Annotated in this window: 18 protein-coding genes and 1 tRNA gene; 9 read left to right on the top strand and 10 right to left on the bottom strand. The window is 69.7% G+C overall.

Annotated features, from left to right (window positions below; genetic code table 11):
* The first annotated feature begins 5 nt into the window (after positions 1-5).
* Positions 6-2,138, top strand: a complete 2,133-nt coding sequence (locus tag F0U44_RS16340; protein ID WP_149729435.1) for a hypothetical protein — start codon at positions 6-8, stop codon at positions 2,136-2,138.
* Positions 2,139-2,157: 19 nt separating this feature from the next.
* Here the strand turns inward: F0U44_RS16340 and F0U44_RS16335 are convergent, their stop codons facing one another.
* The 6 genes from F0U44_RS16335 to F0U44_RS16310 all read right to left on the bottom strand — a co-directional run bounded on the left by F0U44_RS16335 (position 2,158) and on the right by F0U44_RS16310 (position 6,223).
* Positions 2,158-2,682, bottom strand: a complete 525-nt coding sequence (locus F0U44_RS16335; RefSeq protein ID WP_149729434.1) for a hypothetical protein — start codon at positions 2,680-2,682, stop codon at positions 2,158-2,160.
* Between the two features lie 95 nt (positions 2,683-2,777).
* On the bottom strand, positions 2,778-3,260 hold the full coding sequence (locus tag F0U44_RS16330; RefSeq protein WP_149729433.1) for a hypothetical protein: 483 nt from the start codon (positions 3,258-3,260) through the stop codon (positions 2,778-2,780).
* Positions 3,261-3,381: 121 nt separating this feature from the next.
* Positions 3,382-3,453: transfer RNA gene (locus tag F0U44_RS16325), tRNA-Val, on the bottom strand.
* A gap of 194 nt (positions 3,454-3,647) precedes the next feature.
* A complete protein-coding gene (locus tag F0U44_RS16320; protein WP_149729432.1) occupies positions 3,648-4,133 on the bottom strand; it encodes a peroxiredoxin in 486 nt (161 codons plus the stop codon).
* Positions 4,130-5,746, bottom strand: a complete 1,617-nt coding sequence (locus F0U44_RS16315; RefSeq protein WP_149729431.1) for an AMP-binding protein — start codon at positions 5,744-5,746, stop codon at positions 4,130-4,132. The genes F0U44_RS16320 and F0U44_RS16315 overlap by 4 nt, the downstream gene beginning before the upstream one ends.
* Positions 5,747-5,794: 48 nt before the next feature.
* Positions 5,795-6,223: a DUF3052 domain-containing protein gene (locus F0U44_RS16310; RefSeq protein WP_149729430.1), complete on the bottom strand. Its 429-nt coding sequence runs from the start codon at positions 6,221-6,223 to the stop codon at positions 5,795-5,797.
* Positions 6,224-6,459: 236 nt separating this feature from the next.
* On the opposite strand from F0U44_RS16310, the gene aceE reads away from it, so the two are divergent.
* Positions 6,460-9,195: a pyruvate dehydrogenase (acetyl-transferring), homodimeric type gene (aceE, locus tag F0U44_RS16305; protein ID WP_223163742.1), complete on the top strand. Its 2,736-nt coding sequence runs from the start codon at positions 6,460-6,462 to the stop codon at positions 9,193-9,195.
* A gap of 4 nt (positions 9,196-9,199) precedes the next feature.
* Here aceE and F0U44_RS16300 read toward each other — a convergent pair whose 3' ends face one another.
* Positions 9,200-10,168: an alpha/beta fold hydrolase gene (locus tag F0U44_RS16300; RefSeq protein WP_149729428.1), complete on the bottom strand. Its 969-nt coding sequence runs from the start codon at positions 10,166-10,168 to the stop codon at positions 9,200-9,202.
* A gap of 135 nt (positions 10,169-10,303) precedes the next feature.
* Between F0U44_RS16300 and F0U44_RS16295 the strand changes: the two genes are divergently transcribed.
* From F0U44_RS16295 to F0U44_RS16270, 6 genes are all read left to right on the top strand, one after another.
* A complete protein-coding gene (locus tag F0U44_RS16295; RefSeq protein WP_246160561.1) occupies positions 10,304-11,470 on the top strand; it encodes a PucR family transcriptional regulator in 1,167 nt (388 codons plus the stop codon).
* 78 nt (positions 11,471-11,548) lie between these two features.
* Positions 11,549-12,748: an acyltransferase domain-containing protein gene (locus tag F0U44_RS16290; protein WP_149729427.1), complete on the top strand. Its 1,200-nt coding sequence runs from the start codon at positions 11,549-11,551 to the stop codon at positions 12,746-12,748.
* Positions 12,745-13,746, top strand: coding sequence for a beta-ketoacyl-ACP synthase III (locus tag F0U44_RS16285; RefSeq protein ID WP_246160559.1), 1,002 nt, complete (start codon positions 12,745-12,747; stop codon positions 13,744-13,746). Before F0U44_RS16290 ends, F0U44_RS16285 begins: the two co-directional genes overlap by 4 nt.
* Positions 13,747-13,795: 49 nt before the next feature.
* On the top strand, positions 13,796-14,044 hold the full coding sequence (locus F0U44_RS16280) for an acyl carrier protein (protein ID WP_149729425.1): 249 nt from the start codon (positions 13,796-13,798) through the stop codon (positions 14,042-14,044).
* Between the two features lie 2 nt (positions 14,045-14,046).
* Positions 14,047-15,303, top strand: coding sequence for a beta-ketoacyl-[acyl-carrier-protein] synthase family protein (locus tag F0U44_RS16275; protein ID WP_223163723.1), 1,257 nt, complete (start codon positions 14,047-14,049; stop codon positions 15,301-15,303).
* Positions 15,304-15,306: 3 nt separating this feature from the next.
* On the top strand, positions 15,307-16,767 hold the full coding sequence (locus tag F0U44_RS16270) for an acyl-CoA carboxylase subunit beta (protein WP_149729423.1): 1,461 nt from the start codon (positions 15,307-15,309) through the stop codon (positions 16,765-16,767).
* Positions 16,768-16,977: 210 nt separating this feature from the next.
* Here the strand turns inward: F0U44_RS16270 and F0U44_RS16265 are convergent, their stop codons facing one another.
* Positions 16,978-17,487, bottom strand: a complete 510-nt coding sequence (locus F0U44_RS16265) for a DUF3145 domain-containing protein (protein WP_149729422.1) — start codon at positions 17,485-17,487, stop codon at positions 16,978-16,980.
* 201 nt (positions 17,488-17,688) lie between these two features.
* The gene (locus F0U44_RS16260; RefSeq protein ID WP_149729421.1) at positions 17,689-18,603 is read right to left on the bottom strand and encodes an alpha/beta fold hydrolase; all 915 of its coding nucleotides are present in this window, start codon (positions 18,601-18,603) and stop codon (positions 17,689-17,691) included.
* Positions 18,604-18,658: 55 nt separating this feature from the next.
* On the opposite strand from F0U44_RS16260, the gene F0U44_RS16255 reads away from it, so the two are divergent.
* Positions 18,659-19,384, top strand: coding sequence for a hypothetical protein (locus F0U44_RS16255; protein ID WP_149729420.1), 726 nt, complete (start codon positions 18,659-18,661; stop codon positions 19,382-19,384).
* A gap of 14 nt (positions 19,385-19,398) precedes the next feature.
* Here the strand turns inward: F0U44_RS16255 and F0U44_RS16250 are convergent, their stop codons facing one another.
* Positions 19,399-20,352: a tetratricopeptide repeat protein gene (locus F0U44_RS16250; RefSeq protein WP_149729419.1), complete on the bottom strand. Its 954-nt coding sequence runs from the start codon at positions 20,350-20,352 to the stop codon at positions 19,399-19,401.
* Between the last annotated feature and the right edge of the window lie 99 nt (positions 20,353-20,451).

Below are 20,451 nucleotides of genomic sequence, written 5' to 3'. Positions count from 1 at the left end.
GGAGGATGTTCCGCCGGCTCCTCCGCTTCGTTCTCGGGTCGGTCCTCGCGGCGAGCAGCACGCTCGCCGTCGTCGCGCTCGCGCCACCGGCCCACGCCTCGCCCACGACGTTCGAGTTCACCGGTCTCGGTGACGGCACCTCGTGGAACGACCAGATGAACTGGTCTCCCCAAGGCATCCCGCACTCGCTGGACAGCATCGTGATCCGCCAGCAGCCGGGCGGTCCGGTCAATGTCACCGGCGCGGTGCCGACCACCCTCGCAGGGATCACCGTCGAAGCCGGCGGGAGCATCGACGGTCAGCCGCTCAACGCGGCCACCGTGCACTGGACGGGCGGCACGATCTACAACGAGATCACCGCGCTCAACCTCCTGCAGGTCGACGGTCCGAATCTGAAGAAGCTGGAGAGCAAGGACACCAGCGACCCCCACGCCGGAAAGCTGATCATCGAGGACCAGGCCCTCATCAGCGACGGTGAACTCCGGACGATCAAGGGCACGATCGTCAACAACGGCACCCTCGCCTCGGTCGGCGGACCCAGCTCCTCGGTGCTGGTCAACGGCAACTTCGGTTCCAGCGCCAAGGGCACCTTCGTCAACGACGGCACCGTCACTGCGTCGAGCGGCACGACGATCCAGCTCCGCAACTTCAACCTCGAGGTCGCTGGTCTGCTCGGCGGTGGACCGCCCGGATTCAACGGAGGCACGGTCCAGGTCAGCGGCACCGCCCTGCACCTGACCACCACCGCGGCGATCGACGACCACGTCGTCATCGACGACGCCACGGTGACGATGGCTGAGGGCAACGTGTCGCTGCGTAGCGGATCGACCCTGACCGTGGCCGGCTCAGCGTCGACCACCCTGGCCGGCGCACCGCGATTCACGGGCACCGGCACCCTCCAGTGGCTCGCCGGCACCGTCACCGGCAAGGGCTCCCTCGCCTCGGGCGTGACGATGAGCGTCGAAGGGGTCGGCCCGCACAAGATCGACGCCCCGGCTGTCAGCCCGTTCACGGTCGAGCCGGGCGCAGTCGTGGTGCAGCGCGGCGGGCCGGTCAGCCTCGGCATCCACACGACCGTCACCAACCAGGGCCGCTGGCGGGTGCGCGACGCGAGCTCGACCATCACCGGGCTCTCCTGCTGCGTGCCTGGCTCTACGGCGATCTTCGACAACGTCGGCACCGTCGAGGTGCAGGCCGGGAAGACCCTCACGCTCGGGTCGCCGGGGATCGACTTCCGCCAGAGGACGGCCGGAGGGATCATCGCCGACGGCGCCGCGGGCGGTCGCGTCGTCATGCTCGGCGGCGACAGCGAGCTGATGGGCGGCCACGTCACCGGGGTCGAGCTGGTGCTGGGCGGCAATTCCGCCGTCGAGCTGTCCGGCACGATCAACATCGATGCGGGTGCGGCCGTCCGGCAGACCGACAGCACCGATGTCACCGGGACTGCCACCTTCGGCGGAGCCGGCACCTACCGCTGGTCGGACGGCACGATCACCGGCGACCTGATCTTCGGATCGTCGCTGACGCTCAAGATCGACGACCCCGACGCGCCCGGCGCCAACAAGGCGCTGCTCCCCGACGCCACGACCGGCGGCAGCCTCGACGTCCGCGGCCCCAGCACCATCGCGACGACGCTGCCGATCCTCGTGAGCTCCACGTCGTCGAAGCTCTCGACGATCGTCAACAAGGGCACGATGAAGTGGACGACGGGCACCATCGACTCCACGGGTGTGGCCGGCACGTTCACCAACGTCGGCACTCTGCAGGTCGCGCCCGGCGCGGAGGCGCCCGCGACCGAGCGACTCGACGCCTCGTTCGTCAACAAGGGCACGGTCGAGCTCACCAAGCGTGGTCAACTGACGATCACCGGGGCCTTCACCCAGACCCAGGCGGGCACGACTCGCCTGTCGGTCGCGGGCAAGACGGCCACCACCCGCGACCGGCTCGCGGTCGGCGGCGCGCTCAAGCTCGACGGCACCCTCGCTCTCAGGCGCAAGGGCACCCAACCCATCAGCGGCTACACCTTGATCGCCGGCGCCTCGAGGTCCGGGAAGTTCGACAAGGTCACCGGGCTCGGCGGCTTCCCTGCCGGCTACCACGTCGGCTACAGCGCGACCGGGGTCAAGCTGCTGGCCTGAGGCTGCTGGCGGTGAGCGATCAGCCCCGGTCGAGCGTCAGCAGGTGAGTGCCGTCCTGGTGGTCGCCGATCAACCCGTAGGCGAAGAACCGTCCGACCGCCGGGGCAGGTGCGTCCGGGTCGCTGTGCGGTCGCGGGAAGCAGTCCTGGCGAAGCGACACGGACACGACGTCGGCGTCCTGGTCCCACTCGACCAGCAGCTCGTCGCACTCGGTGCGGTCACAGTCCTCCCGCCCGCACTTCCAGAAGCTGGCGACCGGCTCGCCGTCCTTGAGCCGTACGACGACCAGGGCGCTGTGCGCCGGCGGCTGACCACCGGGGCCCCAGTAGTAGAACTGGAAGCGTCCGCGGTCCTGCAGGTCGCGCACCTGCACCTGCATCAGCACCCGGACGTCGCGATTCTTGACGGTCAGCTTCGTGATGTCGATGACGGCGGGCGCACCGCCGCTGTCGTCCGCGACGCTGCCACGCTCGGCGACGGCAGCGGTCGACGTCGTAGCGGCGATCAACCCACCCAGCAGGAGACCCAGGAGCACTCGTCTCATCACACGTCCTTTTCTCGATGTCACGACTGAACGACGGACCCGAGGAGGATGAGGTTGCAGTACGAAACGCAGCGACGCAACAGGAACGGAGAACCTCAGCCGCGCTCGAGCGCCAACGGGGCGTCGTCGACGCTGTCGTAGACGTCACCGATGCGGCCGGAGACGAAGAACCGACCACCGGCGGGCGGCGGGGCATCGGGGTGCGTCCGCGGCGGCGGGAAGCATCGCTGCGGCGCCGTGATCCAGACGAAGTCCTTCAGTGCCCGCCACTTGACCTCCAGCCGCGGACAGGGTGCTCGCACACAGTCCTTCCACCCGCAGTCGTAGAAGCGTCCGCGGGTCTCACCGTCGACGCGGTCGACGACGACGAGCAGGCTGGCCACCAGGTGTCCCCCGCTCGCGCCGCGCCAGTAGTTGAAGGTGAACTCACCCTTCTGGCGCAGCTCGGCCACGTCGGCGCGCATCGTGAACCAGTGATCGCCGTTGGTGACGGTCAGCCGCGTGACGTCGATCCGTTCGGGGGCATCACCGGCCGGATCAGCCAGGCTCCCGCTCTCAGCAACGGCGTTCGGCGTCATCCCACCGACGATGAGGAGACCCAGCACAAGGCTCCAAAGAATTCGACGCATCACAGCCTCCATCTCGATGTCACACCCGGATGACGCACAGGAGGCATCCGAGGTTGCACGAAGGAAGCGGTGGGCGCAACAGGGATCGAACCTGTGACCACCTGCTTGTAAGGCAGGCGCTCTACCGCTGAGCTATGCGCCCGAGGCCGCTCGTGCCGAGCAGCGGCGACAGGCTACTTGGTCCCGACGGTTCCAGCCGAACCGCGGGGGCCCGAAATGAGTCGAACCGCCAGCGTCTCGGGTCGCCAGCGGTTCAACAAGCAGTCACTTTAACCACGCCTGCTGCGGCCGTCCAAGACCCTGCTGTGAATCCGTGAGAAAAATCATCCGAATGGACTAGTCCGCGGCGGCGCGGAGGTGCTTCAGGTGCTCCTCGAGGTCGCGGCCCTCGTTGCGGTCGTTGTGCACCGCCCAGGCGATCGTGCCGTCACGGTCGACGACGTAGGAGGACCGGTGCGGCGTGCCGGTGGTCTCGTCGAACACCCCGAAGGCCTGCGCGACCTCGCCGTGGGGCCAGAAGTCGCTCAGCAGCGGGAAGTTGAGGCCGTCGGCGTCGGCCCACGCGCGCAGCGTGTAGATCGGGTCGCACGAGATCGCGACGACCTCGGTGTCGAACGTCAGGAACTCCGCCAGCCGCGAGCGCACCTCGTTCATCTCCCCCGTGCACACGTTGCTGAACGCGTAGGGGTAGAAGAGGATCAGCACCGCCTTGCTGCCGCGGTACGACGACAGGCTGATGTCCTGCCCGAACTGGTCCCTGAGAGTGAAGTCGGGGGCGATGTCGCCGACGGCGATGCCGGGCCCTGCCGAGGCGTCGGTCACGGGGTCTCCATCTGCGCAAGCTCGCGCTTCAGCACCTTGCCCGTGGCGTTGCGAGGCAGCTCGTCGAGGAAGATGACCTCGCGCGGGACCTTGTAGCGGGCCAGGTTGGCCTTCACGCAGTCCTTGACCTCGGCCTCGGTGATCGTCACGCCCTCGGCGCAGACGACGAACGCGCGCAGGCGCTTGCCGAAGTCGGGGTCGTCGACGCCGACAGCGGCGACCTCCGCCACGCCCTCGAGCACGGCGATGCAGTCCTCGACCTCCTTGGGGAAGACGTTCTCACCGCCAGACACGATCATCTCGTCGTCACGGCCCTCGACGTAGAGCCGGCCGTCGGCATCGAAGCGACCGACGTCGCCCGACGACATCAGGCCGTCGATCATCTCCTTGCCGCCACCGCCGGTGTAGCCCTCGATCTGCAGCTCGTTGCCCACGAAGATCCGGCCGGACTGGCCGACCGGCAGCTCGTTGCCGTCGGCGTCGAGGATCTTGACCACCGTGGCGTGCGGGATCTTGCCCGCGGTCCCGGGTGCCTCGCGCAGGTCGGTCGGGTCGGCAATGCTCGCCCACGCGACCTCGGTCGAGCCGTAGATCGAGTACAGGTTGTCGCCGTAGCGGTCCATCCATCGCTCCGGCAGGTCACCGGGGAGTGCGGATCCGGAGGAGGCGACGGCCTTGAGCTGGGGCAGCCGGTACTTGTCGAGCGTGTCGGTCGGCAGCGCCAGGATCCGCTGGAGCATCACCGGGATGACGACGAAGGAGTCGCAATCGTTCTCGGCGAGCTGCTGCAACGCGGTCTCGGGGTCGAACTTGCGGTTGAGCACCATCGTGGTGCCGAGGAGCATGGCCGCCTGGTAGTGCGCGAAGCCCCACGTGTGGAAGAGCGGCGCGGCGATGTGGCAGGTCCAGCCGGACTTGAGCGGCATCCGGGAGAGCAGCGCGACAGCGGCCGGGATGCCCGCCTGCGGGCGCGGCGCGCCCTTCGGCGTGCCGGTCGTGCCTGAGGTCAGGATGATCGTGCGCGGGTTGCGGGTCGGCGGCGTCAGGTCGGCGGTCGAGCCGGCGGACCGGATCATCCCCTCGAGCGTGTCAGGACCAGCCTCGCCGTCGGTCCAGCCGATCACCTGGTCGGCGATGTCCGCGCCGTCGAGCAGCTCGGTGAACTCCTCGTCGTAGACGACGACGGCCGGCTTCTCCCGGGCGATGACCTCGCGCAGCTGCGGGCCCGCGAACGCGGTGTTGAGGTAGAGCACGTCGGCGCCGAGCTTGTTGACCGCGATCGACGCCTCGATGAACCCGCGGTGGTTGCGGCACATGATGGCGACGCCGTCGCCCTCCTTGACGCCGCGCGCCTGAAGACCGTGGGCCAACGCGTTGGTACGGGCGTGCAACTCGCCGAAGGTCACCTTGCCGAGCTCGTCGATGATCGCCACCCCGTTGGGGTTGCGCAGCGCCAAGGTCTTGAAGCCGCCCGCGGGAGTGGTGCCCCACTTACGCAGCGTCGACGCCATCCCGTAGAGGGTCTTGGGCCCGTAGGGCCGCACGATCCCGGACTGCGTGAGCGTCTTCAGGCTGACGGCAGCGTCGCGCGCCCGCGAGGACTTCGATCCCATGAGGGCGACGCTACCGCCTGGTAGGTGCGGACGTGACAGCCGACCGACTCAGCCCACTGTCTTCGGGGCGACGAGCTTGGTCGCGACCCAGTCGCTGCTCACTGCCGCCGTCGTGGTGAGGGCCAGCCCGGCGATCGGCGCCGCCTCGGCGATGTCGGCCGGGTCGACGGCGTTGGGGCGCCCGACCTTCGGGGTCAGCAGCCAGATCACGCCGCCACCGACAAGGTCGGTGATGGAGTCGAAGAGGCCGTCGACGAGGTCGCCGTCGTCGTCACGCCACCAGAGGAGGACCGCCTCGACCACGTTGCCGTAGTCGCCGTCGACCATGTCGCCGTCGATGGCGTCCTCGATCGACACACGGAGGGCGTCGTCGGTGTCCTGGTCCCACCCGAGCTCTTGGACGACCATGCCCGCCTTGAATCCGAGCCGGTTAGCGGGTCCGGTCTCGGCCGTACCGCCATCCGCGGTCGCGCTCACGGGTGCCTCCAGTCCTTTACGTCTCGGGGTAGGTCCCCGCGTTGTGGGGAGTAGTCCAGCGGAGTTGGGGCGACCGCGCAACCACCGTCCACCAGCGGGTCGCCCTGGCTACCGCTGGGTAGATTTTCCGCGAGGCCGATCGGTGCCACGATGGCGGGGTGACCGGAGACCCCGAAGCAACCACTGCAGCCACCTCCAGCGCGGCGTCCACCAGGCCCGCACCCGCCCCCGCTGTCATCCACGAGGGTCTACCGACCCAGCTCCCCGACATCGACCCTGACGAGACCCAGGACTGGATCGCCTCCTTCGACGCCCTCGTGGCCGAGCGTGGCCGCGACCGTGCGCGCTACGTGATGCTGCGTCTGCTCGAGCGTGCTCGCGAGGCAGCGGTCGGCGTCCCGGCACTGCGCAGCACCGACTACATCAACACGATCCCGCCGGAGCGGGAGCCCTGGTTCCCTGGCGATGAAGACACCGAGCGCCGGATCCGCGCGTTCATCCGTTGGAACGCGGCGGTGATGGTGTCCAGCGCCAACCGCAAGGGCCTCGAGGTCGGTGGCCACATCGCCACCTACCAGTCCTCGGCCAGCCTCTACGAGGTCGGGTTCAACCACTTCTTCAAGGGCAAGGACCACCCGGGCGGTGGCGACCAGATCTTCATCCAGGGTCACGCCTCCCCCGGGATCTACGCGCGCGCCTTCCTCGAGGGCCGGCTGGACGAGCAGCAGCTCTCCCGCTTCCGGCAGGAGGTGCAACACGGCGTCGGTGTCGGACTGCCGTCCTACCCGCACCCCCGGCTGATGCGGGAGTTCTGGGAGTTCCCGACCGTTTCGATGGGTCTGACGGCGCTCAACTCGATCTACCAGGCCCGGTTCAACCGCTACCTGCACAACCGCGGGATCAAGTCCACGGACGAGCAGACCGTGTGGGCGTTCCTCGGCGACGGTGAGATGGGTGAGCCGGAGTCGCTCGGCGCCGTCCGGATCGCTGCCCGCGAAGAGCTCGACAACCTGGTCTGGGTCGTCAACTGCAACCTCCAGCAGCTCGACGGTCCCGTCACCGGCAACGGCAAGATCATCCAAGAGCTCGAGGCCAACTTCCGCGGCGCCGGCTGGAACGTCATCAAGGTGATCTGGGGCCGCGAGTGGGACGATCTGCTCGCCCGCGACGTCGACGGCGTACTGGTCAACCAGATGAACTCCACGCCGGACGGCCAATTCCAAACCTTCTCGGTCGAGGACGGCGCCTACAACCGTGAGTTCTTCTTCGGCCCGGACCCTCGGCTGCGCAAGATGGTCGAGCACATGAGCGACCGGCAGATCGAGAAGCTGCCGCGCGGCGGCCACGACTACCGCAAGGTCTATGCCGCGTTCGACGCCGCGACCAAGCACGCCGGCCAGCCGACCGTGATCCTGGCGCACACCGTGAAGGGCTGGACGATCGACTCGCTGGAGGGCAAGAACGCCACCCACCAGATGAAGAAGCTGTCGATGGCGGACCTGAAGAAGTTCCGCGACCGCCTCTACCTGCCGATCTCCGACCGCGACCTGGAGACGACGTACGCCGAGAAGGGCACCGCGCCGTTCTTCCACCCCGGCATGGAATCGCCGGAGATCGAGTACATGCTCGAGCGGCGCCGCGCGCTCGGCGGCTCGCTCCCCCAGCGCGTCGTGCGGTCGACCCCGCTCGAGCTGCCCGCCGACAAGGTCTACGACGACCTCAAGCAGGGCTCGGGCACCCACAAGATCGCCACCACCATGGCGATCGTGCGGCTGCTCAAGGACTGGATGAAGGACCCGGCGATCGGCAAGCGGATCGTGCCGATCGCTCCCGACGAGTACCGCACGTTCGGTATGGACTCGATGTTCCCCTCGGCCAAGATCTACGACCCGGCCGGCCAGACCTATGAGCCGGTGGACCGCAAGCAGCTGCTCGCCTACAAGATGTCGCCGCAGGGCCAGATGCTGCACGAGGGCATCTCCGAGGCGGGCGCTGTGGCGTCCGCGACCGCGGCCGGATCGGCGTACTCGACCCACGGCGAGCACATGATCCCGTTCTACATCTTCTACTCGATGTTCGGGTTCCAGCGGACCGGCGACTCGATCTGGGCGATGGCCGACCAGCTGGCTCGCGGCTTCCTGGTTGGCGCCACCGCCGGCCGGACGACGCTGACCGGCGAGGGCCTCCAGCACGCGGACGGCCACTCCCCGCTCATCGCCGCCACCAACCCGGCTGTCGTGCACTACGACCCGGCCTACGCCTACGAGATCGCGCACATCATGCGCAGCGGCCTCGAGCGGATGTACGGCACCGGAGGCGCCGAGCAGCAGGGCGAGGACGTCATCTTCTACATCACGGTCTACAACGAGCCGGTCACGATGCCCGCCGAGCCGGCCGAGGTCGACGTCGAGGGCATCCTCAAGGGCATCCACCAGGTCGGCACCGCCCAGGGCGACGGGCCGCGCGTGCGGCTGCTTGCCTCGGGCGTGGCGCTCCCGTGGATCGAGGAGGCCGCGCGCCTGCTGCGCGAGGAGTGGGGCGTCGCAGCCGACCTGTGGTCGGTCACGTCGTGGAACGAGCTCGCCCGCGACGCCGTCGCGGCTGAGGACTGGAGCCTGATGCACCCGTCCGAGACCGCCCGGACGCCCTATGTCACCGAGAAGCTCGCGCCGTCGACCGGTCCCGTGATCGCGGTGTCCGACTACATGCGGGCCGTCCCACTGCAGATCGCCCGCTGGGTGCCCGAGGACTACCGGGTGCTCGGCGCCGATGGCTTCGGCTTCGCCGACACCCGCCCCGCGGCTCGACGGTTCTTCCGGATCGACGCGCAGTCGGTCGTCGTACAGGCGCTGCAGGCGCTCGCCGACGCCGGCGAGATCGACCCCGCCGTCGTGGAGAAGGCGTTCACGCAGTACCGGATCGACGACCCCACGGCGACCTCCGGTCTCCTCCAGGAGGGCGGCGACGCCTGACGCGTTACGCCGTGCCCACGCTGACCAATGCTGCCGGCGGGGGCGCGGCGTGGCCGTTGCGGAGCAGCCGGCGGAACTTCGCACGGTTGTAGCTCGCCGGCTCGCTGTTGGTGACGAACTCGTCGAGGAGGCGCGAGAACTCCTCGGGGTGGTCGCGGTGCGGGAAGTGCCCGCTCTCCGGGAGCACCGTCACCGTGGAGTCGGGCGCGAGGGCCGCCGCGTTGCTGGCGTGGCGCACCGGGATGACCTGGTCATCACGGCCCCACACGACCGCCATCGGCATCGAATCGGTGAGGTAGGCGCGGTCAGACATCGTGACGATCTGGCCGCGCCAGTCGATGACCGCGCGGACCAGGTGGCGGATCGCGAAGCGGGTACGGCGGTCCTTCCACGACTCCACGATCGTGGCGACCTCGTCGAGGTCGCGGGTGTACTTGCGCAGCGGGCCGCCGCCGTAGGACGCCAGCGCGCGCAGCCCGGCCGTCTCGACGTGCCGGATGCCCGGCAGCGTGAGCAGACGCATCACGCCCTCCCAGCCGGGTGCCTGGATGAGCTTGATGAAGGGCGAGACCTCCGGTCCCATGCCACCGGAGGACACGAGCATCACCCGCTGGGTGCGCTCGGGGAACTGGTAGGCGAACTGCATCGCGACGCCACCGCCAAAGCTGTGGCCGACGACGGTGACCTTGTCGATCCCCAGGATCGTCATCAGGTCGCGCATGCCGTTGGCGTAGCCGCCGAGCGTGTAGTCGGCGCGCGGCTTGTCCGAGAGCCCGTGGCCGAGCAGGTCGGGCGCGATCACGGTGTACTTCTTCGCCAACAGCGGGATCACGGCGTCCCACGTCGTCCGGTCGCAGGCCAGGCCGTGCAGGAGCAGCAGCGCCGGGCCGGAGCCGGTCTTGATGTAGGCGCGCCGCTTGCCATGGACCGTGACGAACTCGACCCCGTCAGGTGTCGTTTGCTGCTTCGACATCGCTAGCCCTCCCCCGGTTCACCAACGTCTGGTCGAGGATTCAATCACGCTCCGGAGCAGCCGAAACAGACCCCTCATGTAACGGACTCCTCACATATCTCCCGCTGGCAACCCTCGCCTCTCTAGGCTTCAGGGGTGTCCCGTCCCCCCAACCCTCGGGCGCGCGCGGTCAAGGCCCTGCGCGGCGCTGCCGGACGGCTCAGTACGGCGGCCGCGCGCCGCATGGAGACCGACCTCCCGTGGTACGCCGACCTCGGCGCTGAGGAGCGCTCCTGGATCGGTCTGATCGTGCAGGCCGGCATCGGCGACTTCATCGACTGGTACAAGCAGAACAGCATGCAGATGTCCTTCGGCCAGGTCCGGGAGGCGTCGCTCTTCAACGCCTCGCCCCGGGCGCTAGCCGGCACCATCTCGCTGCACCAGACCGTCGACCTGATCCGCCTCAGCTTCGAGGTCGTCGAGCAGAACCTGGACGCGATCCTCGACCCCGACGACGTCGCCGACGTCCAAGAAGGCGTGCTGCGCTACGGGCGCGAAGCCGCCTTCGCGACCGCCGAGGTCTACGCACGCGCCGCGGAGGTGCGTGGCGCGTGGGACGCCCGTCTGGAGGCGCTGGTCGTCGACGCGGTCCTGCGCGACGAGACCGACGACGACGTGCTCTCCCGCGCGAGCGCGGTCGGCTGGGGCGCGCGCGGCGATGTCGCTGTGGTGCTGGGCGCCGTGCCGCAGAACCGGACCGAGGCGGGAGTGATCGACGCCGTACGTGACGCCGCACGAGCGGCCGGGATGGATGCGCTCGGCGCTGTGCAAGGTCACCGACTCGTGGTGATCCTCGGCGGGGTGAGCGACCCGGAGAAGGCCGCGGCCACCGTCGTCAGCCACTTCGGCGAAGGGCCGGTCGTCGTCGGGCCCGTCGCGGCCGACCTCGGCCACGCCTACCTGTCCGCCCTGGCAGCGGCGGCGGGCCTCCGCGCCGCACCTGCGTGGCCGGAGGCACCTCGACCGGTGCAGAGCGAGGACCTCCTCCCCGAGCGGATCCTCGCGGGAGACGAATGGGCGCGCGTCGAGGCACTGGAGGGCATCTACACACCCCTCGCCGATGCACGCGGCACGCTCGTGGAGACGTTGTCGGCCTACTTCGCGCACGGCACGTCGATCGAGCCGACAGCGCGAGCGCTGTTCGTCCACCCCAACACGGTGCGCTACCGACTGGGCCAGGTGGCGGACCTCACAGGACTCACCCCGTCGCAGCCCCGGGACGCGCTCGCGCTCCAGATGGCGCTGGCACTCGGTCGTTTGTAGGGTCTCCACAAAGGGGTCCGGGCGAGTTCGTGAGCGCCGGAGGCGCGATCCGGGCCTCCGGCGAGGCACGCTGGTTGTGTGCTCGTCATCGTTGCCCCCGGACAGGGCGCTCAGACCCCCGGCTTCCTCCGCCCCTGGCTTGAGGATGCGACGTTTGCCGCGCGCCTCGACTGGTTGTCCACGGTGGCGGGCATCGACCTCGCCCACTACGGCACCGAGGCCGACGACGAGGAGATCCGGGACACCCGGATCGCCCAGCCGCTGTTGGTTGCCTCCACCCTGGTCACCGCGCTCCAGCTCTTCCCGCACCCCGCCGACGCCTACACCAAGCTCGGTGCGGTCGCCGGTCACAGCGTCGGTGAGATCGCGGCTGCCACGGGTGCCCGGGTCATCAGCGCCGAGCAGGCGATGGTCCTCGTCCGTGAGCGGGGCAAAGCGATGGCTGACGCCGCTGCGGTGACCCCGACCGGCATGACGGCCGTCCTCGGCGGTGACCGCGAGGAGGTGCTCGCCACCATCGAGCGCCACGGCCTGGTCGCCGCCAACGACAACGGGCCGGGGCAGATCGTCGCCGCCGGCACCATGGAGCAGCTCGCCGCCTTCGCGGCCGACGGACCGGCGAAGGCGAAGCTCCGGCCGCTGTCGGTCGCGGGCGCCTTCCACTCCACGCACATGGCGCCTGCCGTCGACCACGTCGCCGGGCTCGCCCGCTCGGTATCGGTCCACGACCCGCGCACCCGCTTCATCTCCAACCGGGACGGCAGCGTCGTCCACGACGGCACCGAGGTCCTCACCCGCATCGTCGGCCAGATCGCCCGCCCCGTGCGGTGGGACCTCTGCCTGGAGACCATGGCCGACCTCGGCGTCACCGGCATCCTCGAGATGCCTCCGGCCGGCACGCTCACCGGCATCGCCAAGCGCTACTTCCGCGATCGCGGCATGGCCGTCGAGACGTTCGCGCTCGACCACCCCGACCAGCTCGACGACGCCTCGGCGTTCTGCGACAAGCACGGCGAACAGTCCGAGATGGAGACCTCGCCGACGTGGCGGATGGTCGTCTCGCCCGTCAAGGGTGTCTTCCACCGCGACGAGTTGGCTGGCGACGCAGACCAGCTGGCGCCCGGCGTGACCATCGGCGACGTGGCCAGCCTGCGCGACCGGATCACAGTCCGTTCCGCGCACGGCGGCCAGATCGTCGAATGGCTGGTGGAGGACGGCGACATCGTCACTCCTGGCCAGCCGCTGATCCGCCTCCACCCGGAGGGTGGCGCGGCGTGACCACCCTGAAGGTCGAGCAGGGGTCGGCGTACGCCGGCATCCTGGGCGTGGGCGCCTACCGCCCGGCTCGGGTCGTCCCCAACTCCGAGATCGTCGACGCCATCGACTCCAGCGACGAGTGGGTCCAGCAGCGATCCGGCATCAAGACGCGCCGGTTCGCCGACGAGAGCGAGACCGTCGTCGCGATGTCGGTGAGCGCGTCGCGGGACGCGCTCGAGGCCGCGGGCATCGACCCGCGCCAGGTCGACTGCGTGATCGTGGCGACCGTGAGCCACCTGCTCCAGACCCCCTCGGCCGCGACGATGGTCGCCCACGAGCTCGGCACCGACGGAGCCGCCGCATTCGACGTCTCCGCTGCCTGCGCCGGGTTCTGCCACGGCGTCGCGATGGCCAACGACCTGGTGCGCGGCGGCAGCGCCCGTTACGTCGTCGTGATCGGCGTCGAGCGACTCTCCGACATCACGAGCCGGACCGACCGCGGCACGGCGTTCATCTTCGCCGACGGCGCGGGCGCCGTGGTCGTCGGCCCGAGCGAGACGCCGGCCATCGGCCCGGTCGTCTGGGGCTCCGACGGCGAGCAGTACGACCTGATCCGGCAGAAGGAGGACTGGCGCGACGCGATCGCCGCCGACGCTCCGGAGATGCCGCACCTGGTCATGCAGGGCAACGAGGTCTTCCGCTGGGCGTCCTTCTCCATGGGCAAGGTCGCGCACCAGGCCCTCGACCGCGCCGGCGTGACGATCGACGAGCTCGACTGCTTCATCCCGCACCAGGCCAACAACCGCATCACCGACGCCCTGGCGCGGTCGATGAAGCTGCCCGCCCACGTCAAGATCGCCCGCGACGTCATCGACTCCGGCAACACCTCCGCGGCATCCGTGCCGCTCGCGCTCGAGCGGATGATCCGCGACGGCGACGCGAAGTCGGGCGACGTCGCCCTCCTGATCGCGTTCGGGGCCGGACTGTCCTACGCGGCCCAGGTCGTCACCCTCCCCTGATCCCCCAAGCACCACCCACCACCCCCAAGAAGATGAAGCAGGAGAACAGATGAGCACCGAAGAGATCCGCGCAGCCCTCGCCGAGATCGTCAACGAGGTCGCCGGCGTCGACGCCGACGACGTCCAGCTGGACAAGTCGTTCGTCGAGGACCTCGACGTCGACTCGCTCTCGATGGTCGAGGTCGTCGTCGAGGCCGAGGAGAAGTTCGGCGTCACCATTCCCGACGACCAGGTCAAGAACCTGAAGACCGTCGGCGACGCCGTCTCCTACATCGAGTCCGCCCGCGCGGCAGCCTGATCGTGACCGCCCGCACCCGCGTCGTCGTCACCGGCCTCGGCACCACCAACCCGCTGGCCGGTGACGCGGCCACCACCTGGGAGAAGATGCTCGCCGGCGAGTCCGGCGTGCGCCCGATCGAGGACCCGCGTTTCGCGGACCTCGCGGTCCGCATCGCAGGTGTGGCGGCAGTCGAGCCCACCGACGTCCTCGACCGGGTCCGGGCACGCCGCCTCGACCGGTCGTCGCAGTTCGCCCTGATCGCAGCGACCGAGGCGTGGCACGACGCCGGCCTCGACGTCGCCCAGGCAGCAGGCGAGCTCGACGGCGACCGGGTCGGGGTCGCCATGGCCTCGGGGATCGGCGGCGTCCAGACGCTGCTGAGCAACTACGACGCCATGCTCGAGAAGGGCCCGCGACGGGTCTCCCCGCTCGCCGTACCCATGCTCATGGCCAACGCCCCCGCCGCGACCATCAGCCTGGAGATCGGCGCCCGTGCGGCCGTCAACACGCCGGTGTCCGCGTGCGCCTCCGGCAACGAGGCGATCGCCCTCGCAGCCGACCAGATCCGGCTCGGCCGTGCCGACGTCGTGCTGGCCGGCGGCACCGAGGCGGCCATCCACCCGCTGCCGGTCGCCGCGTTCGCCAACATGATGGCACTCTCCAAGAACGAGGGCGACCCAACGACGATCTCCCGCCCCTGGGACACCGCGCGGGACGGGTTCGTCCTCGGTGAGGGTGCGGGTGCGCTCGTGCTCGAGTCGCTCGAGCACGCGCAGGCCCGCGGTGCGCGGATCTACGCCGAGGTCCTCGGCGCCGGCATCACCGCCGACTCCCACGACATCGCCCAGCCCGACCCGCAGGGTCGTGGCGGCACCCGCGCCATCCAGCGTGCGCTCGCCGACGGCGACATCGACCCCGCCGACGTGGCCCACGTCAACGCCCACGCGACCTCGACCCCGCAGGGCGACGTCGCCGAGGCGCTCATGCTCCACGCCACGCTCGGCGGCCATGCCTCCGACGTGGTCGTCAGCGGCACCAAGTCGATGACCGGGCACCTGCTCGGCGGCGCGGGCGCGCTCGAGGCCGTGGCAACGGTCCTGGCGCTCCACCACCGCCTCGCTCCCCCGACCATCAACCTCGACAACCTCGACCCCCAGGTCGAGCTCGACATCGCGACCAAGCCACGGGACCTCCCGCTGGGCGACATCGTCGCGCTCAACAACTCCTTCGGCTTCGGTGGCGCCAACGTCGCCGTCGCATTCGGATCGGTGGGCTGAACCATGACCGCTCTCGACCAACGTCCTGAGACCGTTGCATCGGCGGTGGCCAAGCCGGCCAAGGTCGACCGGTCCGAGGACCCCCGCAACCCGGTCCTCCGGCTCGCGGCTCTCCTCGACGACGGCTCGCTCGAGCTGATCACGCCCGACGACGACTCGGGCATGGTCGCCGCGGTCGGCACCGTCGACGGCACCCGTGTCGTCGCCTTCTGTTCCGACGCCACCGTGATGGGTGGCGCGATGGGCGACCTCGGTTGCCGCGTCGTCGTCGACGCCTATCACCGGGCGCTCGTCGACCGTGTGCCGATCATCGGCCTGTGGCACTCCGGCGGTGCCCGGCTTGCCGAAGGCGTGCTGTCGCTGCACGCGGTCGGGCGCATCTTCCAGGTCATGACCCAGGCCTCGGGAGTGATCCCGCAGATCTCGGTCGTGCTCGGGCCTGCCGCCGGCGGCGCCGCCTACGGACCTGCGCTGACCGACATCGTCATCCTCGGACCGGAGGGCCGGATCTTCGTGACCGGTCCCGAGGTCGTCCGTTCGGTGACGGGCGAGGACGTCGACATGCTCCGCCTCGGCGGACCCGAGCCGCACGGACGCCGCTCCGGCGTCGTGCACGTGGTCACCGAGTCCGAGGACGAGGCCCTTCAGCGGGCCCGCGACCTCGCCGGCCTGCTCGGTTCGCAGGGCAGCATGCTGCTCGACCGGATCGAGGACCGGGACCTCGAGGGCCACCTCCCCGAGAACACCAAGCGTGCCTACGACGTCCACCCCCTCGTCGAGGGTCTGCTCGACGACGGCTCGATGCTCGAGCTCCACGCGCGCTGGGCACCCAACATCGTCACCGCTCTCGGCCGCCTCGGCGGACGCACCGTCGGCGTGGTCGCCAACAACCCGCTCCGCCTCGGCGGCTGCCTCGACTCGCTGTCGGCGGAGAAGGCAGCCCGCTTCGTGCGGATGTGCGACGCCTTCGGTGTGCCGCTCGTCGTGATCGTCGACGTCCCCGGTTACCTGCCCGGGGTCGGCCAGGAGTGGGACGGCGTCGTACGCCGCGGAGCCAAGCTCCTCCACGCCTTCGGCGAGTGCGTCGTCCCCCGCGTCACCCTGGTGACCCGCAAGACCTACGGCGGCGCCTACATCGCGATGAACTCACGCTCCATCGGCGCGACGAAGGTCTTCGCCTGGCCCGGGGCCGAGGTCGCCGTCATGGGCGCGGTCGCGGCCGTGCGCATCCTCCACCGACGCAAGCTGGCCGAGGTCTCCGCAGACCTGCGTCCGCGGGTCGAGGCCGAGCTCGCCGCTGAGCACGAGCGGATCGCCGGAGGCGTCGACAAGGCGGTCGAGATCGGCGTGGTCGACGAGGTCGTCCAGCCCGCCGCGACGCGCACCGCCATCGCGCGAGCCATCAGCGACGCCGTACAGACCAGCGGCGTGAGCCGCGGGCAGCACGGCAACATCCCACTCTGAGTTCGTCGATGAGCTCGGGCTGCTCGCTCGTCGAGTAGCCCGAGCCGCTAGGCGAGGGCGTATCGAGACGCGGTGACATGCCCGCCCTGCTGTGGGTGCGCACGTCACCGGGTTTCGATACGCCGGACCGCGGCTTCGTTCCTCAGCCGCGCCGGCTACTCAACCTGGTAGGCCCTCGCGACTGCCCTCGTTCCTCGGGCAGTCGCTGGCCTACACAACCTGGTGGAGCCAGCGGACAGGCGCGCCCTCGCCGGCGTGCCGGAAGGTCTCCAGCTCGTCGTCCCACGGCTTGCCGAGCAGCTTGTCGATCTCGTTCTCGATCGTGACCTCGCCGAGCGCGGCACGCACCACGGCGGCCTTCAGACGGTCCTCGGGGATCATGATGTCGCCGTGGATGCCGGTGACGGCGTGGAAGACACCCAGGTCAGGCGTCGAGGAGAACCGGGCGCCCTCGGTCGATGAGGTCGGCTCCTCGGTCACCTCGAAGCGAAGGTGGAGCCACCCACGCAGCGCCGACGCGATGGCGGCCCCTGAGCCCGGCTTCCCGCTCCAAGAGAACTCGCAGCGATAGGTGCCGGCCTGGGCCGGCTGCGGCGTCCAGTGGGGGTTCACGGGGACGCCAAGGACACCGCCCACGGCCCACTCGACATGAGGGCACAACGCGGACGGCGCAGAGTGGACGTAGAAAACGCCCCTGGTTGCACTGTTGCTGGTGGTCACCACGACACTCCTCGTTCTGCCCTTCCTCCGGCGTGAGCTACGCCTTCCCCAGCGGTCTCTTCTCGGAGGTCAGACCGGTGCCCGTGAGAGCGGTGCATCGAAGTGACAAATGTGTAGTTGTGCCACCCATTGTGACCCATGGGGCGCTTGCGCACCAGTAGTCGACGCGGCCCGGCGAAAATCACGTCAAACGGGCCGATTTCAACGCCGAACCGCGTCGAGCGCCATCAGGTCGCTGAGGACCGCCGCCGGGATCCCAAGACCGCCCAGGTGGCTCTCGCCGTCGATCACCGACATCGTCGCCTCCGGCAGTCGACCGACCACGTGCTCGCCGTGTCGGAAGGGCACGATGTGGTCGGCGTCGCCGTGCCACCAGCGCACCGGCACACGGACATCGGCCAGGTCGAACCCCCACTCGCGGGTGAAGAGCACCAGGTCGGACAACGGAGCCGACGTCTGGAAGCGACTCCCGTTGAGAAGGTCGTCGAGGAACATCGCCTTGAACTCCGGCCGCGACAGCAGGTTCTTGTCACCGGGCGGCTGGAAGCGCGCGTAGAGATCGAGGCCGGCACCGGCGAGCGGCTTGACCGTGCGGATCGCGGCCGTCAGGCCGACACCGAGCGGCACCCGGCAGGCGGCGAGCAAGGGCGCCAGACGTACGGCGAGCTGGATCGGCCCACCGTCGACGGCATCGACCCCGCGCGTGGGAGCCACTCCCCCGAGAACGCCGACGCCCACCACACGGTCCGGCAGGGCAGCACCGGCGGCCAGCGCGTAGGGCCCGCCCCCGGAGAGGCCGATGACGCGGACCGTGTCGATGCCGAGCGCGTCGAGCAACAGAGCGAGGTCCTCGGTCCAGTCCAGGACGTTCGGATAGAGGTACGGCGTCGACGACCCGATGCCGGGGCGGTCGATGCCGATGATGCGCAGACCGTGCTCCTCGGCGTAGGTCCTCGCGTCGACCGGGATCTGCCGACGCGCGCCGGGCGTGCCGTGCATCCAGACGATCGCCGGGCCGGTGTGCGAGCCGTACTCGGCGAAGCTCAGGCGCCGGCCGTCCCGGACGGCCACATTGCCCTCGAGGGTGGGCCTACGGAGCTGTTGACGCTGCGACATGCCGCGAGTCTGACACGCTGCGTGGTCACACTCACCGGTGTCCTATCGTTCGACCATGACGTCCAGGTCTCTCGAGATGCCGCACCGTCCGACCCGCGCCAAGCGCTCGAAGCTGCCGCGGATCCTGACGATCGTCGGCATCGTCCTCCTGGCCATCGGCTGGGTGGTCTGGTACCTCAAGACCCCCGACGGACTCACCACCTCCAGCGAGACCGCAGAGGGTGGCGGTGCCGTCGGGCAGGACGTCTACGTGGGCATGTGGGCCGTCAGCGACGAGTTCGACCGCACCATCCACATCGACAAGATCGAGGTGGACGTCGACTCCGACGCCGACGTCTCCGTCGAGGCGAAGGTCTGCTCCGGGGGCACCGTCAGCGTCACGACCGATGCCTCGCCGTTCTGCACGTCCCTGGTGGACGCGAAGGACGTGGACTTCACCGAAGGCGACTCGATCGTCCTCGTGGTCAGCGCTTCCGCACCGACCACGGTCCACATCGGACAGCTCGAGGTGAGCTATCACGACGGTATCCGGTGGGCGACATCCGAGGCCGGCATCGAAGGAGCGACCCTCACCTTCGCCCAGGGCACGCCGGGCGAGGTCGACCAAGGCGACATCAACACGCCGACCGATCGGCCCGAGCAGGACCCGGATGCCGACTCGGACGACGACAAGGACGACGGCGACGCGACGAACGATGCACCGTCAGACGCGCCCTCTGACGTCGTCCCGTCCGAGACCACGTCGGAGACCGACGACGGCGGCTCAGGCACCAGCCTCTGAGCCCACCGCACTCGTCAGTCCTTGACGCGCGCCTCCAGCGCCTCGGCACGATCGGCGGCGTCGGTGAGCTCCTCGGCGTCGATCGCGTTGGTGCGGTGGAACCAGCTGAGCGCCTCGCGCTCGCGGCCCGCCGCCTCCAGCGTGTCGGCATACGCGTAGCGCAGCCGCACCGACCATGACTCACGGCTCTTGCTGTTGATCGGAGCGAGCTCCAGCGTGCGCAGTGCCGCGTCCATCTGGCCGAGGTCCCGGCGCGCGCCGGCCTCGACGATCGTCATCTCCGCCTTGGCGGCCGTCGAGAATCGTGCCACCGACGGGCTCTTCGCCAGCTCGAGCGCTCGTTTGGCATTCCCGAGGGCGCGGTGACAGTCGGCCATGATCGGCAGGTAGGCCGTTGCACCGTTCATCCGCTTCGCGGCCCGCAGCTCGGCGAGCGCTTCTGCGTAACGGCCAGCGGCGTAGGCCGCTTCGCCGGTTGCCTCGCGCACCACAGCGAGGCGGGGCGCACGGCTCCGCGCTGCCAACGTGTGCTGGTAGGCGACCTCAGGCTCGTCGTCGATCATCGCGCCGGCAGCAGCGAGGTGCCGTGCGACGCGGAGAGCCAGCTTCTCCGGGAGGCTGCGCAGCTGAGCGCGGACATCGGCAGCGAGTTCCTTGCCGGTGATGTCCTCAGGGAGCGGCGGACCGTCGTAGACCTGCTGTGCTGCGGTGCGCTCAGCTGCATCCGGCTTCTCGGACGGACGCTTCTTCGGTCCGGGACCGCCCGCACGCTCGGGTCGGCGCTGGCCGGCGGCGCGGCTGTCGCGCCGCTTGTCCTCGCCGGCTCCACGGCCTCCCCGCGACTGGCCCTGGCCTCCGCGGGACTTGTTACCCTCGCCGCGAGCGGCTGGACCGTCGCTACTGCGACGCGGACCGCCGGAGCGTCCTGATCCAGACGCTCCGGGCTTGCTCCGTCGTTGCTCTGCCACGACGACTCACTCTCTTCAGATTGAAACTCGTTGTAAATAGCGTAGAGGCCACCCGGGGGTGGCCTCTACTCAAAGATTGTCCGGCGGCGTCCTACTCTC

This window comes from Nocardioides humilatus, from assembly GCF_008373755.1.
In the GTDB taxonomy this organism is placed as follows: Bacteria; Actinomycetota; Actinomycetes; order Propionibacteriales; family Nocardioidaceae; genus Nocardioides; species Nocardioides humilatus.
The sequence above is the reverse complement of the archived record's forward strand: the minus strand, read 5'-3'. Positions and strand labels throughout refer to the sequence as shown.

What these genes read in the sequence shown, in the direction of transcription:
- F0U44_RS16335 (WP_149729434.1), bottom strand. Translation starts at nt 2,682, where the DNA reads ATGAGACGAGTGCTCCTGGGTCTCCTGCTGGGTGGGTTGATCGCCGCT.
- F0U44_RS16260 (WP_149729421.1), bottom strand. Translation starts at nt 18,603, where the DNA reads ATGTCGCAGCGTCAACAGCTCCGTAGGCCCACCCTCGAGGGCAATGTG.
- F0U44_RS16315 (WP_149729431.1), bottom strand. Translation starts at nt 5,746, where the DNA reads ATGGGATCGAAGTCCTCGCGGGCGCGCGACGCTGCCGTCAGCCTGAAG.
- F0U44_RS16270 (WP_149729423.1), top strand. Translation starts at nt 15,307, where the DNA reads ATGACCGCTCTCGACCAACGTCCTGAGACCGTTGCATCGGCGGTGGCC.
- F0U44_RS16280 (WP_149729425.1), top strand. Translation starts at nt 13,796, where the DNA reads ATGAGCACCGAAGAGATCCGCGCAGCCCTCGCCGAGATCGTCAACGAG.
- F0U44_RS16300 (WP_149729428.1), bottom strand. Translation starts at nt 10,168, where the DNA reads ATGTCGAAGCAGCAAACGACACCTGACGGGGTCGAGTTCGTCACGGTC.
- F0U44_RS16340 (WP_149729435.1), top strand. Translation starts at nt 6, where the DNA reads ATGTTCCGCCGGCTCCTCCGCTTCGTTCTCGGGTCGGTCCTCGCGGCG.
- F0U44_RS16330 (WP_149729433.1), bottom strand. Translation starts at nt 3,260, where the DNA reads ATGACGCCGAACGCCGTTGCTGAGAGCGGGAGCCTGGCTGATCCGGCC.
- F0U44_RS16255 (WP_149729420.1), top strand. Translation starts at nt 18,659, where the DNA reads ATGACGTCCAGGTCTCTCGAGATGCCGCACCGTCCGACCCGCGCCAAG.